This window comes from Methylocystis sp. JR02 (genome assembly GCF_030063565.1).
Taxonomy (GTDB): Bacteria; Pseudomonadota; Alphaproteobacteria; order Rhizobiales; family Beijerinckiaceae; genus Methylocystis; species Methylocystis iwaonis.
Genome location: NZ_JASIRC010000001.1, coordinates 648,604 through 665,830 on the forward strand (window position 1 = coordinate 648,604; position 17,227 = coordinate 665,830).

The window sequence follows — 17,227 nt, forward strand, 5'->3', positions numbered from 1 at the left end:
GGGAATGACAGGCGCCAATGCGAGCTGTTCAAACAGAGAAGACTGTATATCACTTCTCCTGAAGCTCCGGGTCGCTGCGACGGCGCCAGAATTCCAGCATGAGCGTCGTCATCGTGAAGGCGATGGGGCCCAGGATCAAACCGTGGGCGCCGAAGAGTTGAAGGCCGCCGAGCATGGCGACGAAAGCGGGCGCCGTATGCAGCCGCAGGGTTTCGCCGACGAGCAAGGGACGCACGACATTGTCCGCGGTCGAGATGACCACGCCGCCCCAAAGCGCAAGCGTGATGGCGTCGGCCCAGCGATCCTCAAGAAAGAGATAGATCGTCGCCGGTATCCAGATGACGAAAGAGCCGAGCACGGGGATGATGGAGATGACGCCCATCACGACAGCCCAGAGCGCGGGCGAGGGGAAGCCGAGCCACCAGAACATGAAGCCGCCGAGCGCGCCTTGCAGGGCCGCGACGGCGAGCGTGCCGAAGATCGTCGCATGAATGGTGTCGCGCACGCGTATGATGAGCTTGCCCGTCTCTACATTCGAGAAGGGCGATAGACGCACGAGGGCGTCGAGACCCGCGCGCCGGTCGCGCAAAAAGAAGAAGAGCAGATAGAAGGCGAGAACGAGGGTGATCGCCTGGCCGGTCGACTGCTTGAGCAGCGACGCGCCGATGTTGGTGAGGAATTCGCCGATCCGGGCGGCGATGGTCGGCGCATCGACGCGCTCGCCCAGCCATTTCAGCCAAGGATGCGCGTCGAGAAACGCGCCCCAGTTTCCCTCGGAAACGGCCTTCTGGATGTAAGTCACGCCGGCCAGCGCCTCGGCGATGAGGCGTTGCGAGATGAACAGCAAGGGCGCGACGATGATGAGCGCGACGCTCGTTACGGACAACGCCGCCGCGGTATTGGGGCCGACACGAGATTCGAACCAGCGATGCGGGCGCACGAAGAGCACAGCCAGCACGAGCGCCCAGGTGAGGCTCGCAAAGTAAGGCTCGACGATCAGCGCCGTGACAATCACGAAGAGGGCGGTGAAGCCCAGCCGGACGAGAAGATAGACGTCGATCGGCTCGCCGCCGGTGGTGAGCTCCACGAGCTGCGCCTCTTCCACTTTTATTCGATCCGCCATCGGCCTCTCCGCAGTGTCGGGCCCTTTTAGATAAGGCGTCTCGGGCGTGGGCAAACGCGCATATTGCCTGCGATCTGCGCCTGCGGCGAAGGCGAGCTTCGTCGAAGCTCGGAAAACGTGGCTAAAACTCTACTGCTGCGGCTGCGCGTGTAATGGGAGGCGCGCGCCGGCGGCATCCGGTGCGCGCATTCATTTTCAGAACACGCATTCCTTCGGAAGCGCGTCCTCGGACCAGCTCTCGAGTTTCTTCGCGGGCGTTTTGACTTCGATCGCCTTGCCGTCGCGCTTGCCTTTGCCGCTGAGGAAGTTGAGATCGCAGCTATGGGCGGCGTTGGGGTCGAGCGTGTCGTAGGATTCGCGCGTGAGGCCGGCGACGACGAAGTCCTTGTTGCGATAGACGACCGTGAGCGTCTGGGTCCAGCGGTCCCTGCCGACGCCGGTGTTTTCCGACTTGATCAGCAACGAGCCCCTGGCGGTCGTCTCCAGCGAGGGGCGCGTGCCCCACATGCCGCCGCTCCAGGCCACGCTCTTCTTCACGAGCGCCGGCTTGAGCGGCTTCGCGATGTCCCGCGCCGGTTCGAGATTGAGATAGAGGTAAAGATCGGCCGCGGAGTCGCCGTTCTCGACCAGAACGGCGCGGTCCGTATTGCCGTCCGTGAAGGACAGCGTTTTGGAATCGAGAACGGTGGAGAAATCGGGTTCGGCCTGCGCCGCTCCCGCAAGGCATACCGTCGCCGCTATCATAACCAGTCTGCGCATTATTGCCCCCTCAAAGAAAAGCCGCCCGAGTTATCGGGCGGCTCGATGTTCAAAACTGTGCGTTAGCGCTCACTCGCCATTGGCGGCGGCGGCTTCCTTCTCGGCCTTTTCCTTGGCCTCGAGGTCTTCGCCCGTCTCCTGATCGACGACGCGCATGGAGAGGCGCACCTTGCCGCGATCGTCGAAGCCGAGGAGCTTCACCTTCACGCGGTCGCCTTCCTTCACCACGTCCGTCGTCTTCGCCACGCGCTGCTTGGAGAGCTGCGAGATATGGACGAGGCCGTCCTTGGCGCCGAAGAAGTTCACGAAGGCGCCGAAGTCCGCGGTCTTCACGACCGTGCCTTCATAGATCGCGCCGACTTCCGGATCGGAGGCGATGGATTTGATCCAGTTGATCGCCGCCTTGATGGAGTTGCCGTCGCTGGAGGCGACCTTCACCGTGCCGTCGTCCTCGATGTTGATCTTGGCGCCGGTCTTCTCGCAGATCTCGCGGATCACCTTGCCGCCCGAGCCGATGACGTCGCGGATCTTGTCGGTCGCGATCTTCAAGGTCTCGATGCGCGGCGCGAATTCGCCGAGCTCCGCGCGCGAGGTGGTGATGGCCTTGGCCATCTCGCCGAGGATGTGCAAGCGGCCTTCCTTGGCCTGGCCGAGGGCGACGCGCATGATCTCTTCGGTGATGCCGGCGATCTTGATGTCCATCTGCAGCGAGGTCACGCCATTCGACGTGCCCGCCACCTTGAAGTCCATGTCGCCGAGGTGATCCTCGTCGCCGAGAATGTCGGAGAGCACGGCGAAGCGCTCACCTTCCAGAATCAGGCCCATGGCGATGCCCGCCGTCGGCGATTTGATCGGCACGCCGGCGTCCATCAGCGCGAGCGAGGTGCCGCAGACCGTCGCCATGGACGACGAACCGTTGGACTCGGTGATCTCCGAAACAACGCGCAGCGTGTAGGGGAACTCGGCCGCGGCCGGCAGCATCGGGTGCATCGCGCGCCAGGCGAGCTTGCCGTGGCCGATCTCGCGGCGGCCGGGCGAACCCATGCGGCCGGTTTCGCCGACGGAGTAGGGGGGGAAGTTATAATGGAGCAGGAAGCGCTCCTTATAGGTGCCCTCGAGCGAATCGACGAACTGCTCGTCCTCCGCCGTGCCGAGCGTGGCGACGACCAGCGCCTGCGTCTCGCCGCGGGTGAAGAGCGCCGAGCCATGGGTGCGCGGCAGCACGCCGACTTCGGCGACGATCGGGCGCACGGTCTTCACGTCGCGGCCGTCGATGCGGATGCCGGTGTCGAGGATGTTCCAGCGGACGACCTTGGCCTGCAGCTCCTTGAAGACCTCGCCGACTTCCTCCTTGGTGAAGTTCGTCGCTTCGCCCTCGGGGAGGAGCTCGGCCATGACCTTCGCCTTCACCGCGTCGACGGCGGCGTAGCGCTCCTGCTTCACGGTGAGCTTATAGGCGGCGCGCAGCTCGGCCTCGGCGATCCGCGAGACGAAAGCGGCGACTTCCGAACGATCGGGAACGACCAGGTCGCGCGGGTCCTTGGCGGCGCGCTCGGCGAGGCGGATGATCGCGTCGATCACCGGCTGGAAGCCACGGTGGCCGGTCATCACCGCCTCGAGCATCAGCTCCTCGGAAAGCTCCTTGGCTTCCGATTCGACCATCAGCACGGCGTCCTGCGTGCCGGCGACGACGAGATCGAGCTCGGAGAGCTTCATCTCCTCGATCGTCGGATTGAGCTTGAGCTGGCCGTTGATATAGCCGACGCGCGCGCCGCCGACGGGGCCCATGAAGGGCACGCCCGAGAGCGTCAGCGCGGCGGAGGCCGCGACCATGGCGAGGACGTCGGGATCGTTTTCGAGGTCATGCGACAGCACGGTCACGATGACCTGGGTGTCACAGCGGAACGCGTCGGGGAAGAGCGGACGGATCGGGCGGTCGATGAGGCGAGAGATCAGCGTCTCACGCTCCGAGGGACGTCCCTCGCGCTTGAAATAGCCGCCCGGGATGCGGCCGGCGGCGAAGGCCTTCTCCTGGTAATTGACGGTCAGCGGGAAGAAGTCCTGGCCCGGCTTGGGGGCCTTGGCGGCGACGATGGTCGCGAGCACGGAGGTCTCGCCCCAGCTCGCCAGAACGGCGCCGTCGGCCTGGCGGGCGATCTTGCCGGTCTCGAGGACGAGCTTGCGGCCGGCCCAGTCGAGTTCTTCGCGGTGGACTTGGAACATGTGTGATCTTTCTCTGACGAAGCCGGCGCTTCGTCATGAGCAAGACGGCGAGAGGCTGCGGGTTTCAACGCCACGCAGCGTCCGGCGATCCTGCCATGACGGGTTTGCGCCGGTTTGTTGGCGACGGCCCCATGCCGGCGCCCGATGGACGGCGAGCCTTCAGGCTCGCAAATTTCAGCGAGCCTGAAGGCTCGCGGTCCAAAAATGCGAAAGCGGCGCGGGCGCGCCGCCTTCGCGAGGCTTAAATCAGCGGCGAATGCCGAGCCGCTCGATGAGGCTCTTGTAGCGGGGTTCATCCCGCTTCTTGACGTAATCGAGGAGCTGGCGGCGCTGGGAGACGAGCTTCAGCAGGCCGCGACGCGAGTGATTGTCCTTCACATGCGTCTTGAAGTGCTCGGTGAGGTTGACGATGCGCTCCGTGAGGATCGCGACCTGAACCTCGGGCGAGCCCGTGTCGTCCGCCTTGGTGGCGTATTCCTTGATGAGCGCCTGCTTGCGCTCGGCAGTGATCGACATCCGTCTTTCCTTTTTGTTGGAAGTATCCCGCAGGGAGAGGCCTTGGCCGGGATGTCGTCCAGCGAGGTCGATCCCAAACGGCGCCGCCCGGCGAGGCCGGGCGTGCGTGCGCCTTATAACAGAAATGAATGGAAATGATAGAGGGTGGCAAGAAGCGGGCCAGCGAGATCGAGCGCCCCGACCGTGCGCGAGCGCATGGAAAGCTTCGCCGAGGGGCGTATCCTGCCGCAGGATTTTGACGGGAGAGGATTTATGGAGCCTACCGAGCGAACGGCGGCGTTGATCTTCCTTATTCTCTCGGTGGCATCCGCCAGCGCGCAGGACGTGACGTCGGCCTACACAAAGATCGACATCGAACAAGATTGCAAGCATCGCCGTGGCGTCGCGCCCGAGGATTACGGCGACTGGCGCTGCATGGGCTATGCAGGCGTCCCGATCTGGCTCGGCGCTGGGGACCAGCGCATGTACGTGAGTTTCGGGGCCAAGGCGAAAGACGAGCCGGCGGCGGGCCAGACGCTGGCGCCCTTCAATGACTTCTACGAGGGGACGATCGAATGGCGCCTTGCGGGTGGCAGGCCCTTCGCGACGATCATGCGCTGGAATTACAAGGCGCCGGCGGAAGCCGACAAGCGGACGACAAGCGGCCGCGCGCTGGTGATCACGCGCCTGCCGCCGGGGCCCGTCTGCCATGTGGGCTATGTCGATGCGCGCGCGAACGCCGACGCCAATGCGCTCGCCCGTGAGATCGCCGATAAACACGCGCGGGATTTCGTCTGCGGCACGGACAAGCCGGTTGTCCTCGGCAAGGCGGGCGCCGAATTCAAATAATCAAGCGCCCTTGTCGGGCGTGACGATCTGCCCGTCGCCGCGCAGCACGCGCCGCACGAAGGCGACGGCCGCCGGCTTCTCTTCGCGCGAGGCGAGGCCGGAGAGGACGCCGGCTGCAAGTCCCAGCGTGGCGCCGGCCAGCGCGGCGAGCGCATAGGCCTCGATTTTTCGGGCCGGTCCCTCGAGCAGCAGGGTGGCCGCCAACCCGGCGGCGCCGCCGAGCAGCGCCGCCAAAGCCTCGCGATCGCCGGCGCGATTCCAAAAGGCGAGCGCGAGGGAAGGCGCGACGCAAGCGGCGGAAATCCCCAGCGCCAGGCCGATCAGCCCGCCGGGCGTCACCATCTGCGTCGCGCTCGCGACATAGCTGCCGGTGGCGACCAAGATGAGGGCCAGCCGCGTGATGGCGAGGCGGCGGCTGGTGAGATCGACCTCGCCGCGCAGCCGGTAGAGCGCATCATGGCCGACGGCGGCGCCGCAGGCCTGGAGCCCGACGGCGGCCAGCGCGAGGCCGAGGCCGACGATCGCCGAGGCGAGAAGGCCCGACGCCGCGGCGCCGAGTCCGGCCGCGCCGGGAAACGCGCCCAGGAGAAAGTCGCCGTCGAGCGGCCGCACATCCACGGGACGTAGCGGCGTTCCGGGCGGAATCTTCTCCGCCGCGCAGGCGCGCTGGGCTTGGGACGGCGTGCGGACCTTGGTCCCGCAGATCTCGACCAGCCCGCGCCCACTCGCGGCGTAGATCGGCTCCGGCAGGCGCTCGACCGTCTGGCCAGATACGCTCGCAGCGAGGCTCACCGCCGAGGCGGCGACAGCGGTGGCGACAAGCAGCGCGAAGATCAGGCTCCAGGCGAGGGTCGCCACGCCCGAAGCGCGCGCCGACTCGTTGTCCTGCGTCGTCACGGCGGGTGCGAGAACCGGCGCCAGCGCCACAACGCCCATGGCGATTGCGATAGTCGCGCCGAGCTCGACGCCAAGCCCGGCGGGCGCCGGCATGATCCGCCATTCCGACAGGAGGCTGGCCGCCTCCGGCCAGCCGCCGCCGCCCAAGAGGTCGACCGGCAATTCGCCGCGAAAGCCCAGAGCAGCGATGGGCCAGCCGAGGCCGAGCAAGGCGACGCCCGCCGCGGCGGCGGCCGCCCAGATGGCGCCGCCCAATCCCCCCGGGCCCGCGATGAAAAGTCCTGCGCCGGCGATGGTGAAGGCGGCGAAGGCGCGGCTGGCGCCGCTCAGATCGACGAGGGCGTCGACCGCCATCTGCCCGCCCGCGACGGCGAGCAGGCCCGAGGACAGCGCGACCGCCGCGATCAACCCGAAACGCGGGGCGGCGGAAGGAAAGCGCGCGGCGAGAAGCCCGGAGACGGAGAACACGCCGGTTTTGCGCAGCAGTGGCCCCAAAAACAACGCCGCGCCGGCGAGCCCGAGAAAGGCGCCGGCGACGACGCCCACGCTCCAGGAACGACCGGCGAGCCGGGTCGCGAAGGGCAGCAGCAGCGCGACGGCGATGGCGGCGTTGGCGAAGCCGGCATAATTCGCCGGAACCGCGCGGCCGCCTGCGTAATAGAAGGAGACCCGCATCGAATGGAGCAGGAAGCCGAGCGCCGCGAGCGCCAGGACCGTGAACCAGGGCGGCGCCGCCGCCACAAAACGCTCCGGCGCGCCGACGCGGTCGAGCAGGGCCGCAAAGCCATAGGCCAGGAGGAAGCCGGCGGAGACGAAGGCGATTCGCGAATCGAGATTGGCGCGGTCGAACAAAATGGCTTCGCCTGGGCGCTCTCTCATTTTTGGTCTCTCGCTCTTGGGGCGAGGGGAGAGTAGCGGAGCCCGGGTGAGGGGGGAAGGACGAATGCCGCGTTGAAACGGGCAGATAGCGATCTGGCGTCGTGATCCCCATACCTCCCCTTTACGGGGAGGTCGGCGGCCAAAGGCCGCCGGGTGGGGCTCACGCCGCTCGACCGTCATTGGGGCTTTACCCCACCCGACCCCGCTCACGCGGGGCCACCCTCCCCGGAAAGGGGAGGGATGGGATCACGCCCGGCGTTTCGCCTGGAAATCCGTCACCCCTCGCCGCGCTGAATCAACGCCCCATAGGCATCGAAATCCAAGACCCCGCCGGCGGCGGCGACTTTCTCCCGGTCATCGGGGCGCAGGGCCTCTTGCGCCACATCCAGCCGCTTCCAGCCGGGCAGCGGCGACTCTCCCGCCGCGTCGGGCAGATATTTCGAGTCGGCGACCTTCTGGTGCGGATGGATATAGCGGGGGCAGTTCACCCAGATCGACTCGACCGCGACCTCGACGACGAATTGCGCGCCGGGGAAAGCGGCAGCCGCCTCCGCGTCCCGCAGCAATTTGGCCTCGCCTTGCACGCGCAGTCGGTTGGGGGTCACGAAGTCGATGAAGAGCAGCCCGACCTTGCTGTTTTCGGCGATGTTGCCGGCCGAATAGAACATGCCGTTGCCGTCGAACCACGGAAAAACAAGCGACTTCGGCCCCGTGACGCGCACGAAGCCCGTTGCGCCGCCCTTGTAGGAGACGGTCGGCCGGCCGGCGGGGTCGATGCTGGCGAGAAAGAACATGTCGCGCGATTCGATGAAGCCGATTTCATGGGGCGCGAATTCTCCGTGCATCACGCCGCCTTCCATCAGATCGGCCAAACGGCGCGAATCGAACGCGTCCTGGAGCTCGCGATGGGCAGGGCCGTAAAAATTGGACATTTTGATTTCTCTCTTCAATGATTTCGAAGAGAGTAACGGGGCGCGCGAGAAATCGTCAAACCGCTGCGCGTCGCGCCATTCAGACCGCGAGCACGCATTTGTTGCGGCCGCCGTTCTTGGCTGCGTAGAGCGCTCTGTCCGCCCGCGCGATGAGGCGCTGATAATCCGGATGCCCGTCATAGGCCGCAACGCCGATGCTGACCGTAAGCGAAAGCTTGGTCGTGTCCGAGATCGCGATGGGCTCCGCCTGGATGGCGACGCGGACCTTGTTGGCGACGCAGAGAGCCTCCTGGGAGGTCAGCTCCACGCAGACGATCAGGAACTCCTCGCCGCCATGGCGGAAAACGAAATCCCCGCTTCTCACATTTTCGATGAAGACGCCCGCCACATGCTGCAGGACGTGATCGCCTGCCTCATGACCATAGGTATCGTTCACGCTCTTGAAGTGGTCGACGTCGAGCAGGAGCGCCGCGAAGGGCTTACCGGTGTTCCGGCTGATCTCGATTTCACGGGCAAGAACCGTCGATTCGAACCGCCGGCTCAGCAAATGCGTCAGCGCGTCGCGGCCGGATTCCAGATTGATCTGCCGCTCGAAGAGCGTTTCGATAATTTCCCGGATAAGCCGGGTCTCTTTCGACACGAGATCGATGACGCGCTTGACCTCTTCCTGGGAGGCGCGCGGCGCATCGGGCGATTGCAAAAGCGCCAGATCGCGGTCGATCCGTTCGGTCGCCTCGACGATCTCGAGAAACTCTCCGTCGGCCGGGAAGATCGAGTTGGCCTTGTGCCTCAGCCAAAGGCCGAAGCCCGATTGCGAGATCGGCGTGAGCGCCTTCTTGCCCGAGCCAACAACCAAAGCGTGCAACAGCTCATTTTCCCAACTGAACAGGGCTGCGCGCTGACGCTCCCGCTCGACCGACATATTCGCGCTGGCGGCGTAATTCCGATACGCCTCGTCCTTGCGCGCCTCGGTCTCGCTCGATGCGTAATATTGATGCGCCGCGATTTCGAGGGCCATGTCTATCCGCTCGACGGAGATCTTCACGGCTTCGAGATGGTCGGGGTTGATCGCGTTGCCGAGCAGCGCGTTGATGATCGTCTGCTTGAGGAGACGCATCCCGCGCATGACCAGTTCGAGCGGGATCCCGATGCGCGCGTGAACGGCGCCGAGCTGACGCTGGGCGGCCACCAGTTGGGGGAGAGCCGACGGCTCCCAATTCATCAGAATATCGTCGATCCAGCGCCGCATGGTTTCGCTCAGACGCTCGACCATCCCCTCGCCGGAGAGAAATCCGTGCGCATCGGGGTCCTGCAGCATTGCCGTGTAGAAGGCTGTCGCGAATTCGTGCGCATGACCTTCGCAGAGCGCCACCAGCAATTGCTTCGCCGCTGGCGAAGCCTCTTGCATCAACTCGGCCCATCTCGCTTCAATCAGGCTTTCGGTTTTCATGGCCCGCCCAGGCGGCCTTGGACGCGCCTTCGGAAGAAGGCGGTTGCCGCAACCCTTGCATGCGGCTCGAATATTAATTCCTGCCTAAGGCGAGGGCAAAAACGCGAGCTTACGGCGACGACGGTCGTCGGACCCGCTGCTTTTCGACGCGCCGAGCGCCATCGACAGGCGGCGCGGTTTGTCCGATAAGGCGGCGATGCATGCAGTTTCGAAACATATGCGACCGGGAGCCGCCCGATGAGCGCGCCGGAAGCCAAAGCCGCCGGCGTGACCACGACCATGGTCACCGAGGACGAAGCCGGGATGCGCGTGGACCGCTGGTTCAAGCGGCGCTACCCGTCGCTCGCGCTCTCCCATCTCGCCAAAATCTGCCGCAAGGGCGAGGTGCGCGTCGACGGCAAGCGGGTCGAGACCTCGACGCGGCTGGAGGAGGGGCAAAAGGTCCGCGTGCCGCCGCTCAAGATCGAGGAGCCCGCGAGCCCCGCGGTGAAGCGCGCCAATCCCGAGGACGCGCGGGCGCTCGGCGAGATGACCCTCTTCGAGGACAAGGATTTGATGGTCCTCAACAAGCCCTTCGGTCTCGCGACCCAGGGCGGCTCGGGCCAGAAGCGCCATATCGACGGCATGCTCGAATCGCTGGCCAAGGGCGATTCCCGGCCCGTGCTGGTGCACCGCCTCGACCGCGACACCTGCGGCGTGCTGCTCGTCGCCAAGAACCGGCGCATGGCGGCCGACCTCGGCGAAATCTTCCGCTCGCGGCAGGCCAAGAAAATCTATTGGGCGCTGGTCGAGGGCGTGCCCAAGCCCGCGCAGGGGCGGGTCTCGCTCTATCTCGCCAAGGGCGCAGGGATGGAGAAGACGCGCGGCGCCGGGCGCGATCTCGAAAAAATGCGGGTCGCCAAACATGGCGAGGCCGACGCGCAACACTCGCTCACCTATTACGCCATTGTCGACAAGGTGGCGCCGCGCTGCGCCTGGCTGTCGATGAAGCCGCTGACCGGCCGCACCCACCAATTGCGCGCCCACGCCGAGGCGATCGGCCATCCGATCTTCGGCGATCCCAAATATGGTCATCGCCCCGAGGACGAGGTGCGCCGCCGCGATCCGCTGCGGGCCATGCCGGACGGGCTGGAGCGCAAGCTGCATCTCTTGGCCCGGCGCTTGGTGTTGCCGCATCCCAAAGGCGGCGTGCTCGATGTCACCGCGCCGCTGCCCGACCATATGAGGAAGAGCTGGGAGCTCTTCGGCTTCGATGTGAAGCAATATGACCCCATCGAGGATGCGCCGGACGCGTAGCGCCCGTTCATAGCTTACCGGCCGTCATGGCCGGGCTTGTCCCGGCCATCCACGCCGAGACGCTTTGCCAATGGTTGGCGTGATCGCCGAAGCCCGACCGCGTCGATGCCCGCGACGAGCGCGGGCATGACGACCGGGGGGCGACTCTCGAATAAACCCCAGCTTCCAGGGAGCTGAGAGAATGTCTAACGAACCCACCGGCTTCGACGCCGACTTCTTCGTGCCCGCCGCCGAGCGTGACCCCGTGAAAGCCGCGCGCGACCCCGCGCGTCCGTTGCCTAAGCGCTTCTACAAGGAGGCCACGGTCGGCGAGACGGAAGACGGCTTTTCGATCCTGCTGGACGGGCGCACGGTCAACACCCCCGCGAGACGCCGGGTCGTCATTCCGTCGCGCAAGCTCGCCGAGGCGATGGCGGCGGAATGGGCGGGGCAGGGCGATTATATCGACCCCGCGACAATGCCGCTGACCAAGCTCGTCAACACTGCGCTCGACGGCGTCGCCGCGCAGATGGCGGAGGTGGAGGCGGAGCTGGTCAAATACGCCGGCTCCGACATGATCTGCTACCGCGCCGGAGAGCCCGAAAGTCTCGCTGCGGCGCAAAGGGAGGCGTGGGATCCGCTGCTGGCCTTCGCGCGCGATCGGTTCGGCGTGCGGCTGACGCTCGCCGAGGGCGTGATGTTCGCCGCTCAGCCGGATGAGTCCCTCGCGGCGCTCGCCGGGGCCGTGCGTCGGCACGTCGGCGAGGGGGCGGGCGCGCCGCTGCGGCTCGCGGCCCTGCATGTCATGACGACGCTGACCGGCTCACTGATTCTCGCGCTTGCCAAGTCTCTGAATCATATCGACCTTGCGCAGGCTTGGGCCGCCGCCCATATCGACGAGGACTTCCAGATGCGGGCCTGGGGCGCGGACGCCGAGGCGCTGGCGCGCCGCGAGGCGCGATTCAAGGAAATGGCGGCGGCGGCGTTTCTCTCAGAATGCGCGACGGAAGGGCTGGCAAATGGGCAGGACGCCTGAAAAGGCGTCTCTCCCAAAAGCTTTCCCCTCATAACTTCGCCGTGGCCGTCCTTGTCTCTTGCTTTGCACAAGGCGCTGCGTTACGGAACCCGCGGCCTGGAGCTTTTCCAACTTAGAGCTCCCGAGAAAGCGGCCTTCGCCCCGCCGCACTGTCGGACCGACCGGACACGACTCATGCCGATGCTGCTCGAACAATATATGCCGCTGGCGATCTTCATCGCGCTCTCCGCGATCATCTCCGGCGCGCTGCTCGTCGCGCCCTTCCTCTTCGCCTTCAAGGCGCCGGATCCGGAGAAGCTCTCCGCTTACGAGTGCGGCTTCAATCCGTTCAACGACTCGCGCATGAAATTCGACGTGCGCTTCTATCTCGTGTCGCTGCTCTTCATCGTGTTCGATCTCGAAGTGGCGTTTCTTTTCCCCTGGGCGGTCGCCTTCAAGGACGCCGGGGTCTTCGGTTTCTGGTCGATGATGGTTTTCCTCGGCGTGCTGACCGTCGGCTTCGTCTATGAGTGGCGCAAGGGAGCGCTGGAATGGGATTGATCACGAACCAGGGCCATCAGACGCTGGTGGCGCCGCAGGCCAAGGGACTCATCGATCCGCGCACCGGCAAGCCGGTCGGCTCGGACGACCCCTTCTTCCTGCAGATCAACGAAGAGCTGGCCGACAAGGGCTTCTTCGTCACGGCGACCGACGACGTCATCAATTGGGCGCGCACCGGCTCGCTCATGTGGATGACCTTCGGTCTCGCCTGCTGCGCGGTGGAGATGATTCAGGCGGCCATGCCGCGCTACGATCTCGAGCGCTTCGGCTTTGCGCCGCGCGCCTCGCCGCGCCAGTCGGACTGCATCATCATCGCCGGCACGCTGACGAACAAGATGGCGCCGGCGCTGCGCAAGGTCTATGACCAGATGCCGGAGCCGCGCTACGTCATCTCCATGGGCTCCTGCGCCAATGGCGGTGGCTACTACCACTATTCCTACTCGGTGGTGCGCGGCTGCGACCGCATCATTCCGGTCGACGTCTATGTGCCGGGCTGCCCGCCGTCGGCGGAAGCGCTGGTCTACGGCATGCTGCTGCTGCAGAAGAAGATTCGCCGCACGGGCACGATCGAGCGGTAAGCAAATTGGCAATGGCGCCTGCCGTCATTGCGAGGAGCGAAACGACGAAGCAATCCAGCGGGCCCGATGTGGTTCTGGGTTGCTTCGCTCCGCTCGCAACGACGGAATGTGACGGACGCGCTCGCGTCCTTGAATGGGGTTGACGGATGTCGGCTGAATTGGAAGCTCTCGGCGCGCGGGTCAGCGGCGCTCTTCCCGGCGCGGTGACCGAGGTGAAGGTCGCTTTTGGCGAGCTCACGCTCACCATCGCGCGCGACCGCTGGATCGACGCGGCGACCTATCTGCGCGACGATCCCGAGTGCCTCTTCGTCAACTTCATCGACGTCACCGCCGCGGATTATCCGGAGCGCGAGGAGCGTTTCGAGGTCGTGGCGCATTTCCAGTCGCCCAAGCACAATCGCCGCATCCGCATCAAGGCGTCGGTCGCCGAAGACACGCCCATCGCCTCGATCGTTCCGCTGTTTCCCGGCGCGGATTGGTACGAGCGCGAGACCTATGATCTCTTCGGCGTGATCTTCGCGGGCCATCCCGACCTGCGCCGCATCATGACCGACTATGGCTTCGACGGCCATCCGCTGCGCAAGGACTTCCCCATGACCGGCTTCGTCGAGGTGCGTTACGACGACGAGCGCAAGCGCGTCGTCTACGAGCCCGTGCGGCTCCAGCAGGAATACCGCAATTTCGATTTCCTCTCGCCTTGGGAGGCCGTGAAATACGACCTTCCCGGCGATGAGAAGGCGAGCAAGTGAGCGCGGCGCAGATGAACGATCAAGCTATCGCCCCCACGAAGCCCGAATCTCAGGGCCTGCGTAACTTCAACATCAACTTCGGCCCGCAGCATCCGGCGGCGCATGGCGTGCTCCGCCTGATCCTGGAGCTCGACGGCGAAGTCGTCGAGCGCGTCGATCCGCATGTCGGCTTCCTCCATCGCGGCACCGAGAAGCTGATGGAGTCGCGCACCTATCTGCAGAACGTGCCCTACTTCGATCGGCTCGACTATTGCGCGCCGATGAATCAGGAGCACGCTTTCTGCCTCGCGATCGAGCGCCTGCTCGACGTGCAGGTGCCGCGCCGCGGCCAGCTCATCCGCGTTCTCTACGCCGAGATCGGCCGTCTGCTGTCGCACCTCTTGAACGTCACCTCGCAGGCGATGGACGTCGGCGCGCTGACCCCGCCGCTGTGGGGCTATGAAGAGCGCGAGAAGCTCATGGTGTTTTATGAGCGCGCTTCCGGCGCGCGCATGCACGCCAATTATTTCCGTCCGGGCGGCGTCGCGCGCGATCTGCCGGACCAGCTCGTCGAAGACATCGGCGCCTTCTGCGATCCCTTCTTGAAGCTCTGCGACGATCTCGCGGATCTCTTCATCGAGAATCGCATCTTCAAGCAGCGCAACGTCGACATCGGCGTGATCTCGCTCGAGGACGCCTGGAAATGGGGCTATTCGGGCGTGATGGTGCGCGGCTCCGGCGCGGCCTGGGATCTGCGCAAGGCGCAGCCCTATGAGTGCTACGAGGAGATGGAGTTCGACATTCCCGTCGGCAAGAACGGCGACTGCTACGACCGCGCGGTGATCCGCATGGAGGAGATGCGGCAGTCGACCTACATCATGAAGCAGTGCGTCGAGAAGCTGCTGCGCGCCGACGGCCGCGGCCCGGTGCTGACGCCGAACCACAAGATCACCCAGCCCTCGCGCGGCGACATGAAGCGCTCGATGGAAGCGCTCATCCACCACTTCAAGCTGTTCACCGAGGGCTTCCACGTCCCGGCCGGTGAGGTTTACGCGGCGGTCGAGGCGCCCAAGGGCGAGTTCGGCGTCTATCTCGTGTCGGACGGCGGCGACAAACCCTATCGCTGCAAGATCCGCGCGCCGGGCTTCGCCCATCTGTCGTCCATGGATTTCATGTGTAAGGGCCATATGCTCGCCGACGTCTCGGCGATCCTGGGCTCGCTCGATATCGTCTTCGGGGAGGTCGATCGCTAATGTCCGTCCGTCGTCTCGCCGACCAGCAGCCTGAGAGCTTCGAGTTCACGCAGGAGAATCTGGCGTGGCTCGAAAAGCAGATCGCCAAATATCCCGACGGCCGTCAGGCCTCGGCCGTCGTGCCCGCTCTGTGGCAGGCGCAGAAGCAGAATAACTATTGGCTGCCGCAGAAGGCGATCGAGAAGGTCGCCGAGACGCTCGGCATGCCGAAGATCCGCGTGCTGGAGGTCGCGACCTTCTACACGATGTTCAACCTCGAGCCGGTTGGCAAATTCTACATCCAGCTCTGTGGCACGACGCCCTGCATGCTGTGCGGCTCGGACGATCTCATCAAGGTGCTCGAGCGCCGCGTCGGTCCGCAGCGCAAGGTGACGGCTGACGGCCTGTTCTCCTGGCTCGAAGTCGAGTGCCTCGGCGCCTGCTGCAACGCGCCCATGGTGCAGATCAACGACGATTACTACGAAGACCTCACGGCCGAGAATTTCGAGAAGCTGCTCGACGATCTCGCCGCTGGCCGTCCGGTGAAGATCGGGTCGCAGAAGGGCCGCGAGTCCTCCGAGCCCGAGGGAGGGCTTACGAGCCTTGCCTCGCTCTACGGACAGAAGTGACGGAGCGCGCCATGGCCGAAGTCACGAACGAACTGATCTACGAAGTGCTGAAGGCGATACAGGCGCGCCTCGGCAATCTCGAGGAATCCATGCGTGAATCGCGTGGCGAGGTCAGGGCGCTTCGGTCGGCCATTGCTGCAATCGACAATCGCATGGGCGCTTTTCATATGGATCTGGCGAATATTTACGAGGCGTCCGGCGCGATGGAGGGGCGCATGTCCCGCATCGAGCGCCGCCTCGAAATCATCGACACGCCGCACGCGTAAGGACGGATCATGCTTTCCGACGCAGACCGCATATTCACGAACCTCTACGGCCTCGGCGACCGTTCGCTCGCCGGCGCCCGCGCGCGCGGCCAGTGGGACGGCACCAAGGCGCTGCTCGCCAGGGGCCGCGACAAGATCATCGAGGAAGTGAAGGCTTCCGGCCTTCGTGGCCGCGGCGGCGCGGGCTTCTCGACGGGCCTCAAATGGTCGTTCATGCCGAAGGAAGTCGACCCCAAGCGGCCGCATTACCTCGTCATCAACGCCGACGAATCCGAGCCCGGCACCTGTAAAGACCGCGAGATCATGCGCAACGACCCGCATACGCTGGTCGAGGGCGCTTTGGTCGCGTCTTTCGCGATGGGCGCGCATGCCTGCTACATCTATGTGCGCGGCGAATTCATCGCCGAGCGCATCGCTCTGCAGAAGGCCGTCGACGAAGCCTATGAGGCCAACCTCATCGGCAAGAACAATGTCCACGGCTATCCCTTCGACCTCTACGTCCATCACGGCGCCGGCGCCTATATCTGCGGCGAAGAGACGGCGCTGATCGAGAGCCTCGAAGGCAAGAAGGGCATGCCGCGCCTGAAGCCGCCGTTCCCGGCAAATGTCGGCCTCTATGGCTGCCCGACCACGGTCAATAACGTCGAATCCATCGCCGTCGTTCCGACCATTCTGCGTCGCGGCCCAGCCTGGTTCGCCGGCATCGGCAAGCCCAATAACACGGGCACCAAGCTCTTTTCGATCTCCGGCCACGTCAACCGGCCGTGCAATGTCGAAGAGGCGATGTCCATCTCCTTCCGTGAACTGATCGATGCGCATTGCGGCGGCATTCGCGGCGGCTGGGACAATCTGCTCGCCGTCATTCCCGGCGGCTCGTCGGTGCGCTGCGTTCCCGCGCATCAGATCATCGACTGCCCGATGGACTTCGACAGCCTCGTCAAGCTCGGCTCCGGCCTCGGCACGGCGGCGGTGATCGTCATGGACAAGTCCACCGACATCATCCGCGCCATCGCGCGCCTCGCTTATTTCTACAAGCACGAGAGCTGTGGCCAGTGCACGCCCTGCCGTGAGGGTACGGGGTGGATGTATCGCGTCGTGCAGCGCATGGTCGAAGGCCGCGCGCATAAGCGCGAGATCGATATGCTGTTCGACGTGTCGAAGCAGATCGAAGGCCACACCATTTGCGCGCTCGGCGATGCGGCGGCCTGGCCGATCCAGGGCCTCATCACGCATTTCCGCGAGACGATCGAAGAGCGCATCGACCAATACTCGGCCAATCCGCACCCCGAGCCCATTCGCGAGGCGGCGGAGTGATCATGAACAAGCGCGTTACGAC

17 protein-coding genes are annotated in these 17,227 nt (G+C 65.2%); 10 read left to right on the top strand and 7 right to left on the bottom strand.

What is annotated here, in order from left to right; genetic code table 11:
- Positions 1-49: 49 nt before the first annotated feature.
- The 4 genes from QNA11_RS02930 to rpsO all read right to left on the bottom strand — a co-directional run bounded on the left by QNA11_RS02930 (position 50) and on the right by rpsO (position 4,621).
- Complete coding sequence (locus QNA11_RS02930; RefSeq protein ID WP_283481910.1) at positions 50-1,123, bottom strand: AI-2E family transporter; 1,074 nt, start codon at positions 1,121-1,123, stop codon at positions 50-52.
- Positions 1,124-1,318: 195 nt separating this feature from the next.
- A complete protein-coding gene (locus tag QNA11_RS02935; protein ID WP_283481911.1) occupies positions 1,319-1,882 on the bottom strand; it encodes a hypothetical protein in 564 nt (187 codons plus the stop codon).
- 69 nt (positions 1,883-1,951) lie between these two features.
- Complete coding sequence (pnp, locus tag QNA11_RS02940; RefSeq protein WP_283481912.1) at positions 1,952-4,105, bottom strand: polyribonucleotide nucleotidyltransferase; 2,154 nt, start codon at positions 4,103-4,105, stop codon at positions 1,952-1,954.
- Positions 4,106-4,351: 246 nt separating this feature from the next.
- Positions 4,352-4,621 carry a 30S ribosomal protein S15 gene (rpsO, locus tag QNA11_RS02945; protein ID WP_202073412.1) on the bottom strand — a complete coding sequence of 90 codons (270 nt, stop codon included), beginning with the start codon at positions 4,619-4,621 and terminating at the stop codon, positions 4,352-4,354.
- 183 nt (positions 4,622-4,804) lie between these two features.
- Here rpsO and QNA11_RS02950 point away from each other — a divergent pair, with 183 nt between their 5' ends.
- Positions 4,805-5,449, top strand: a complete 645-nt coding sequence (locus tag QNA11_RS02950) for a hypothetical protein (RefSeq protein ID WP_283481913.1) — start codon at positions 4,805-4,807, stop codon at positions 5,447-5,449.
- On the opposite strand, the gene QNA11_RS02955 is transcribed toward QNA11_RS02950, so the two are convergent.
- From QNA11_RS02955 to QNA11_RS02965, 3 genes are all read right to left on the bottom strand, one after another.
- Positions 5,450-7,225, bottom strand: a complete 1,776-nt coding sequence (locus QNA11_RS02955) for a sodium:solute symporter (RefSeq protein WP_283481914.1) — start codon at positions 7,223-7,225, stop codon at positions 5,450-5,452.
- A 275-nt stretch (positions 7,226-7,500) separates the two neighbouring features.
- Complete coding sequence (locus QNA11_RS02960; RefSeq protein WP_283481915.1) at positions 7,501-8,157, bottom strand: pyridoxamine 5'-phosphate oxidase family protein; 657 nt, start codon at positions 8,155-8,157, stop codon at positions 7,501-7,503.
- A gap of 79 nt (positions 8,158-8,236) precedes the next feature.
- Positions 8,237-9,607 carry a GGDEF domain-containing protein gene (locus tag QNA11_RS02965; protein ID WP_283481916.1) on the bottom strand — a complete coding sequence of 457 codons (1,371 nt, stop codon included), beginning with the start codon at positions 9,605-9,607 and terminating at the stop codon, positions 8,237-8,239.
- A 237-nt stretch (positions 9,608-9,844) separates the two neighbouring features.
- Here QNA11_RS02965 and QNA11_RS02970 point away from each other — a divergent pair, with 237 nt between their 5' ends.
- From QNA11_RS02970 to nuoF, 9 genes are all read left to right on the top strand, one after another.
- Complete coding sequence (locus QNA11_RS02970; RefSeq protein ID WP_283481917.1) at positions 9,845-10,903, top strand: RluA family pseudouridine synthase; 1,059 nt, start codon at positions 9,845-9,847, stop codon at positions 10,901-10,903.
- Positions 10,904-11,084: 181 nt separating this feature from the next.
- Complete coding sequence (locus tag QNA11_RS02975) at positions 11,085-11,918, top strand: ATP12 family chaperone protein (RefSeq protein WP_283481918.1); 834 nt, start codon at positions 11,085-11,087, stop codon at positions 11,916-11,918.
- A 174-nt stretch (positions 11,919-12,092) separates the two neighbouring features.
- Positions 12,093-12,458 carry an NADH-quinone oxidoreductase subunit A gene (locus QNA11_RS02980; RefSeq protein ID WP_202073406.1) on the top strand — a complete coding sequence of 122 codons (366 nt, stop codon included), beginning with the start codon at positions 12,093-12,095 and terminating at the stop codon, positions 12,456-12,458.
- Positions 12,449-13,036, top strand: a complete 588-nt coding sequence (locus QNA11_RS02985; protein WP_165049128.1) for a NuoB/complex I 20 kDa subunit family protein — start codon at positions 12,449-12,451, stop codon at positions 13,034-13,036. The genes QNA11_RS02980 and QNA11_RS02985 overlap by 10 nt, the downstream gene beginning before the upstream one ends.
- Positions 13,037-13,182: 146 nt before the next feature.
- Positions 13,183-13,785: an NADH-quinone oxidoreductase subunit C gene (locus QNA11_RS02990; RefSeq protein ID WP_202073404.1), complete on the top strand. Its 603-nt coding sequence runs from the start codon at positions 13,183-13,185 to the stop codon at positions 13,783-13,785.
- An 11-nt stretch (positions 13,786-13,796) separates the two neighbouring features.
- Complete coding sequence (locus QNA11_RS02995; protein WP_202073403.1) at positions 13,797-15,017, top strand: NADH-quinone oxidoreductase subunit D; 1,221 nt, start codon at positions 13,797-13,799, stop codon at positions 15,015-15,017.
- Positions 15,017-15,625, top strand: a complete 609-nt coding sequence (gene nuoE, locus QNA11_RS03000; protein ID WP_283481919.1) for an NADH-quinone oxidoreductase subunit NuoE — start codon at positions 15,017-15,019, stop codon at positions 15,623-15,625. Before QNA11_RS02995 ends, nuoE begins: the two co-directional genes overlap by 1 nt.
- A gap of 11 nt (positions 15,626-15,636) precedes the next feature.
- Positions 15,637-15,891: a hypothetical protein gene (locus tag QNA11_RS03005; protein ID WP_202073401.1), complete on the top strand. Its 255-nt coding sequence runs from the start codon at positions 15,637-15,639 to the stop codon at positions 15,889-15,891.
- A 9-nt stretch (positions 15,892-15,900) separates the two neighbouring features.
- Positions 15,901-17,205, top strand: a complete 1,305-nt coding sequence (gene nuoF, locus QNA11_RS03010) for an NADH-quinone oxidoreductase subunit NuoF (protein ID WP_202073400.1) — start codon at positions 15,901-15,903, stop codon at positions 17,203-17,205.
- Positions 17,206-17,227 lie beyond the last annotated feature (22 nt).

Bases quoted from the DNA above. Each gene is read 5' to 3' on its own strand.
- QNA11_RS02930 (WP_283481910.1), bottom strand. From the start codon at position 1,123: ATGGCGGATCGAATAAAAGTGGAAGAGGCGCAGCTCGTGGAGCTCACC.
- QNA11_RS02935 (WP_283481911.1), bottom strand. From the start codon at position 1,882: ATGCGCAGACTGGTTATGATAGCGGCGACGGTATGCCTTGCGGGAGCG.
- pnp (WP_283481912.1), bottom strand. From the start codon at position 4,105: ATGTTCCAAGTCCACCGCGAAGAACTCGACTGGGCCGGCCGCAAGCTC.
- rpsO (WP_202073412.1), bottom strand. From the start codon at position 4,621: ATGTCGATCACTGCCGAGCGCAAGCAGGCGCTCATCAAGGAATACGCC.
- QNA11_RS02955 (WP_283481914.1), bottom strand. From the start codon at position 7,225: ATGAGAGAGCGCCCAGGCGAAGCCATTTTGTTCGACCGCGCCAATCTC.
- QNA11_RS02960 (WP_283481915.1), bottom strand. From the start codon at position 8,157: ATGTCCAATTTTTACGGCCCTGCCCATCGCGAGCTCCAGGACGCGTTC.
- QNA11_RS02965 (WP_283481916.1), bottom strand. From the start codon at position 9,607: ATGAAAACCGAAAGCCTGATTGAAGCGAGATGGGCCGAGTTGATGCAA.
- QNA11_RS02970 (WP_283481917.1), top strand. From the start codon at position 9,845: ATGAGCGCGCCGGAAGCCAAAGCCGCCGGCGTGACCACGACCATGGTC.
- QNA11_RS02975 (WP_283481918.1), top strand. From the start codon at position 11,085: ATGTCTAACGAACCCACCGGCTTCGACGCCGACTTCTTCGTGCCCGCC.
- QNA11_RS02980 (WP_202073406.1), top strand. From the start codon at position 12,093: ATGCCGATGCTGCTCGAACAATATATGCCGCTGGCGATCTTCATCGCG.
- QNA11_RS02985 (WP_165049128.1), top strand. From the start codon at position 12,449: ATGGGATTGATCACGAACCAGGGCCATCAGACGCTGGTGGCGCCGCAG.
- QNA11_RS02990 (WP_202073404.1), top strand. From the start codon at position 13,183: ATGTCGGCTGAATTGGAAGCTCTCGGCGCGCGGGTCAGCGGCGCTCTT.
- QNA11_RS02995 (WP_202073403.1), top strand. From the start codon at position 13,797: ATGAACGATCAAGCTATCGCCCCCACGAAGCCCGAATCTCAGGGCCTG.
- nuoE (WP_283481919.1), top strand. From the start codon at position 15,017: ATGTCCGTCCGTCGTCTCGCCGACCAGCAGCCTGAGAGCTTCGAGTTC.
- QNA11_RS03005 (WP_202073401.1), top strand. From the start codon at position 15,637: ATGGCCGAAGTCACGAACGAACTGATCTACGAAGTGCTGAAGGCGATA.
- nuoF (WP_202073400.1), top strand. From the start codon at position 15,901: ATGCTTTCCGACGCAGACCGCATATTCACGAACCTCTACGGCCTCGGC.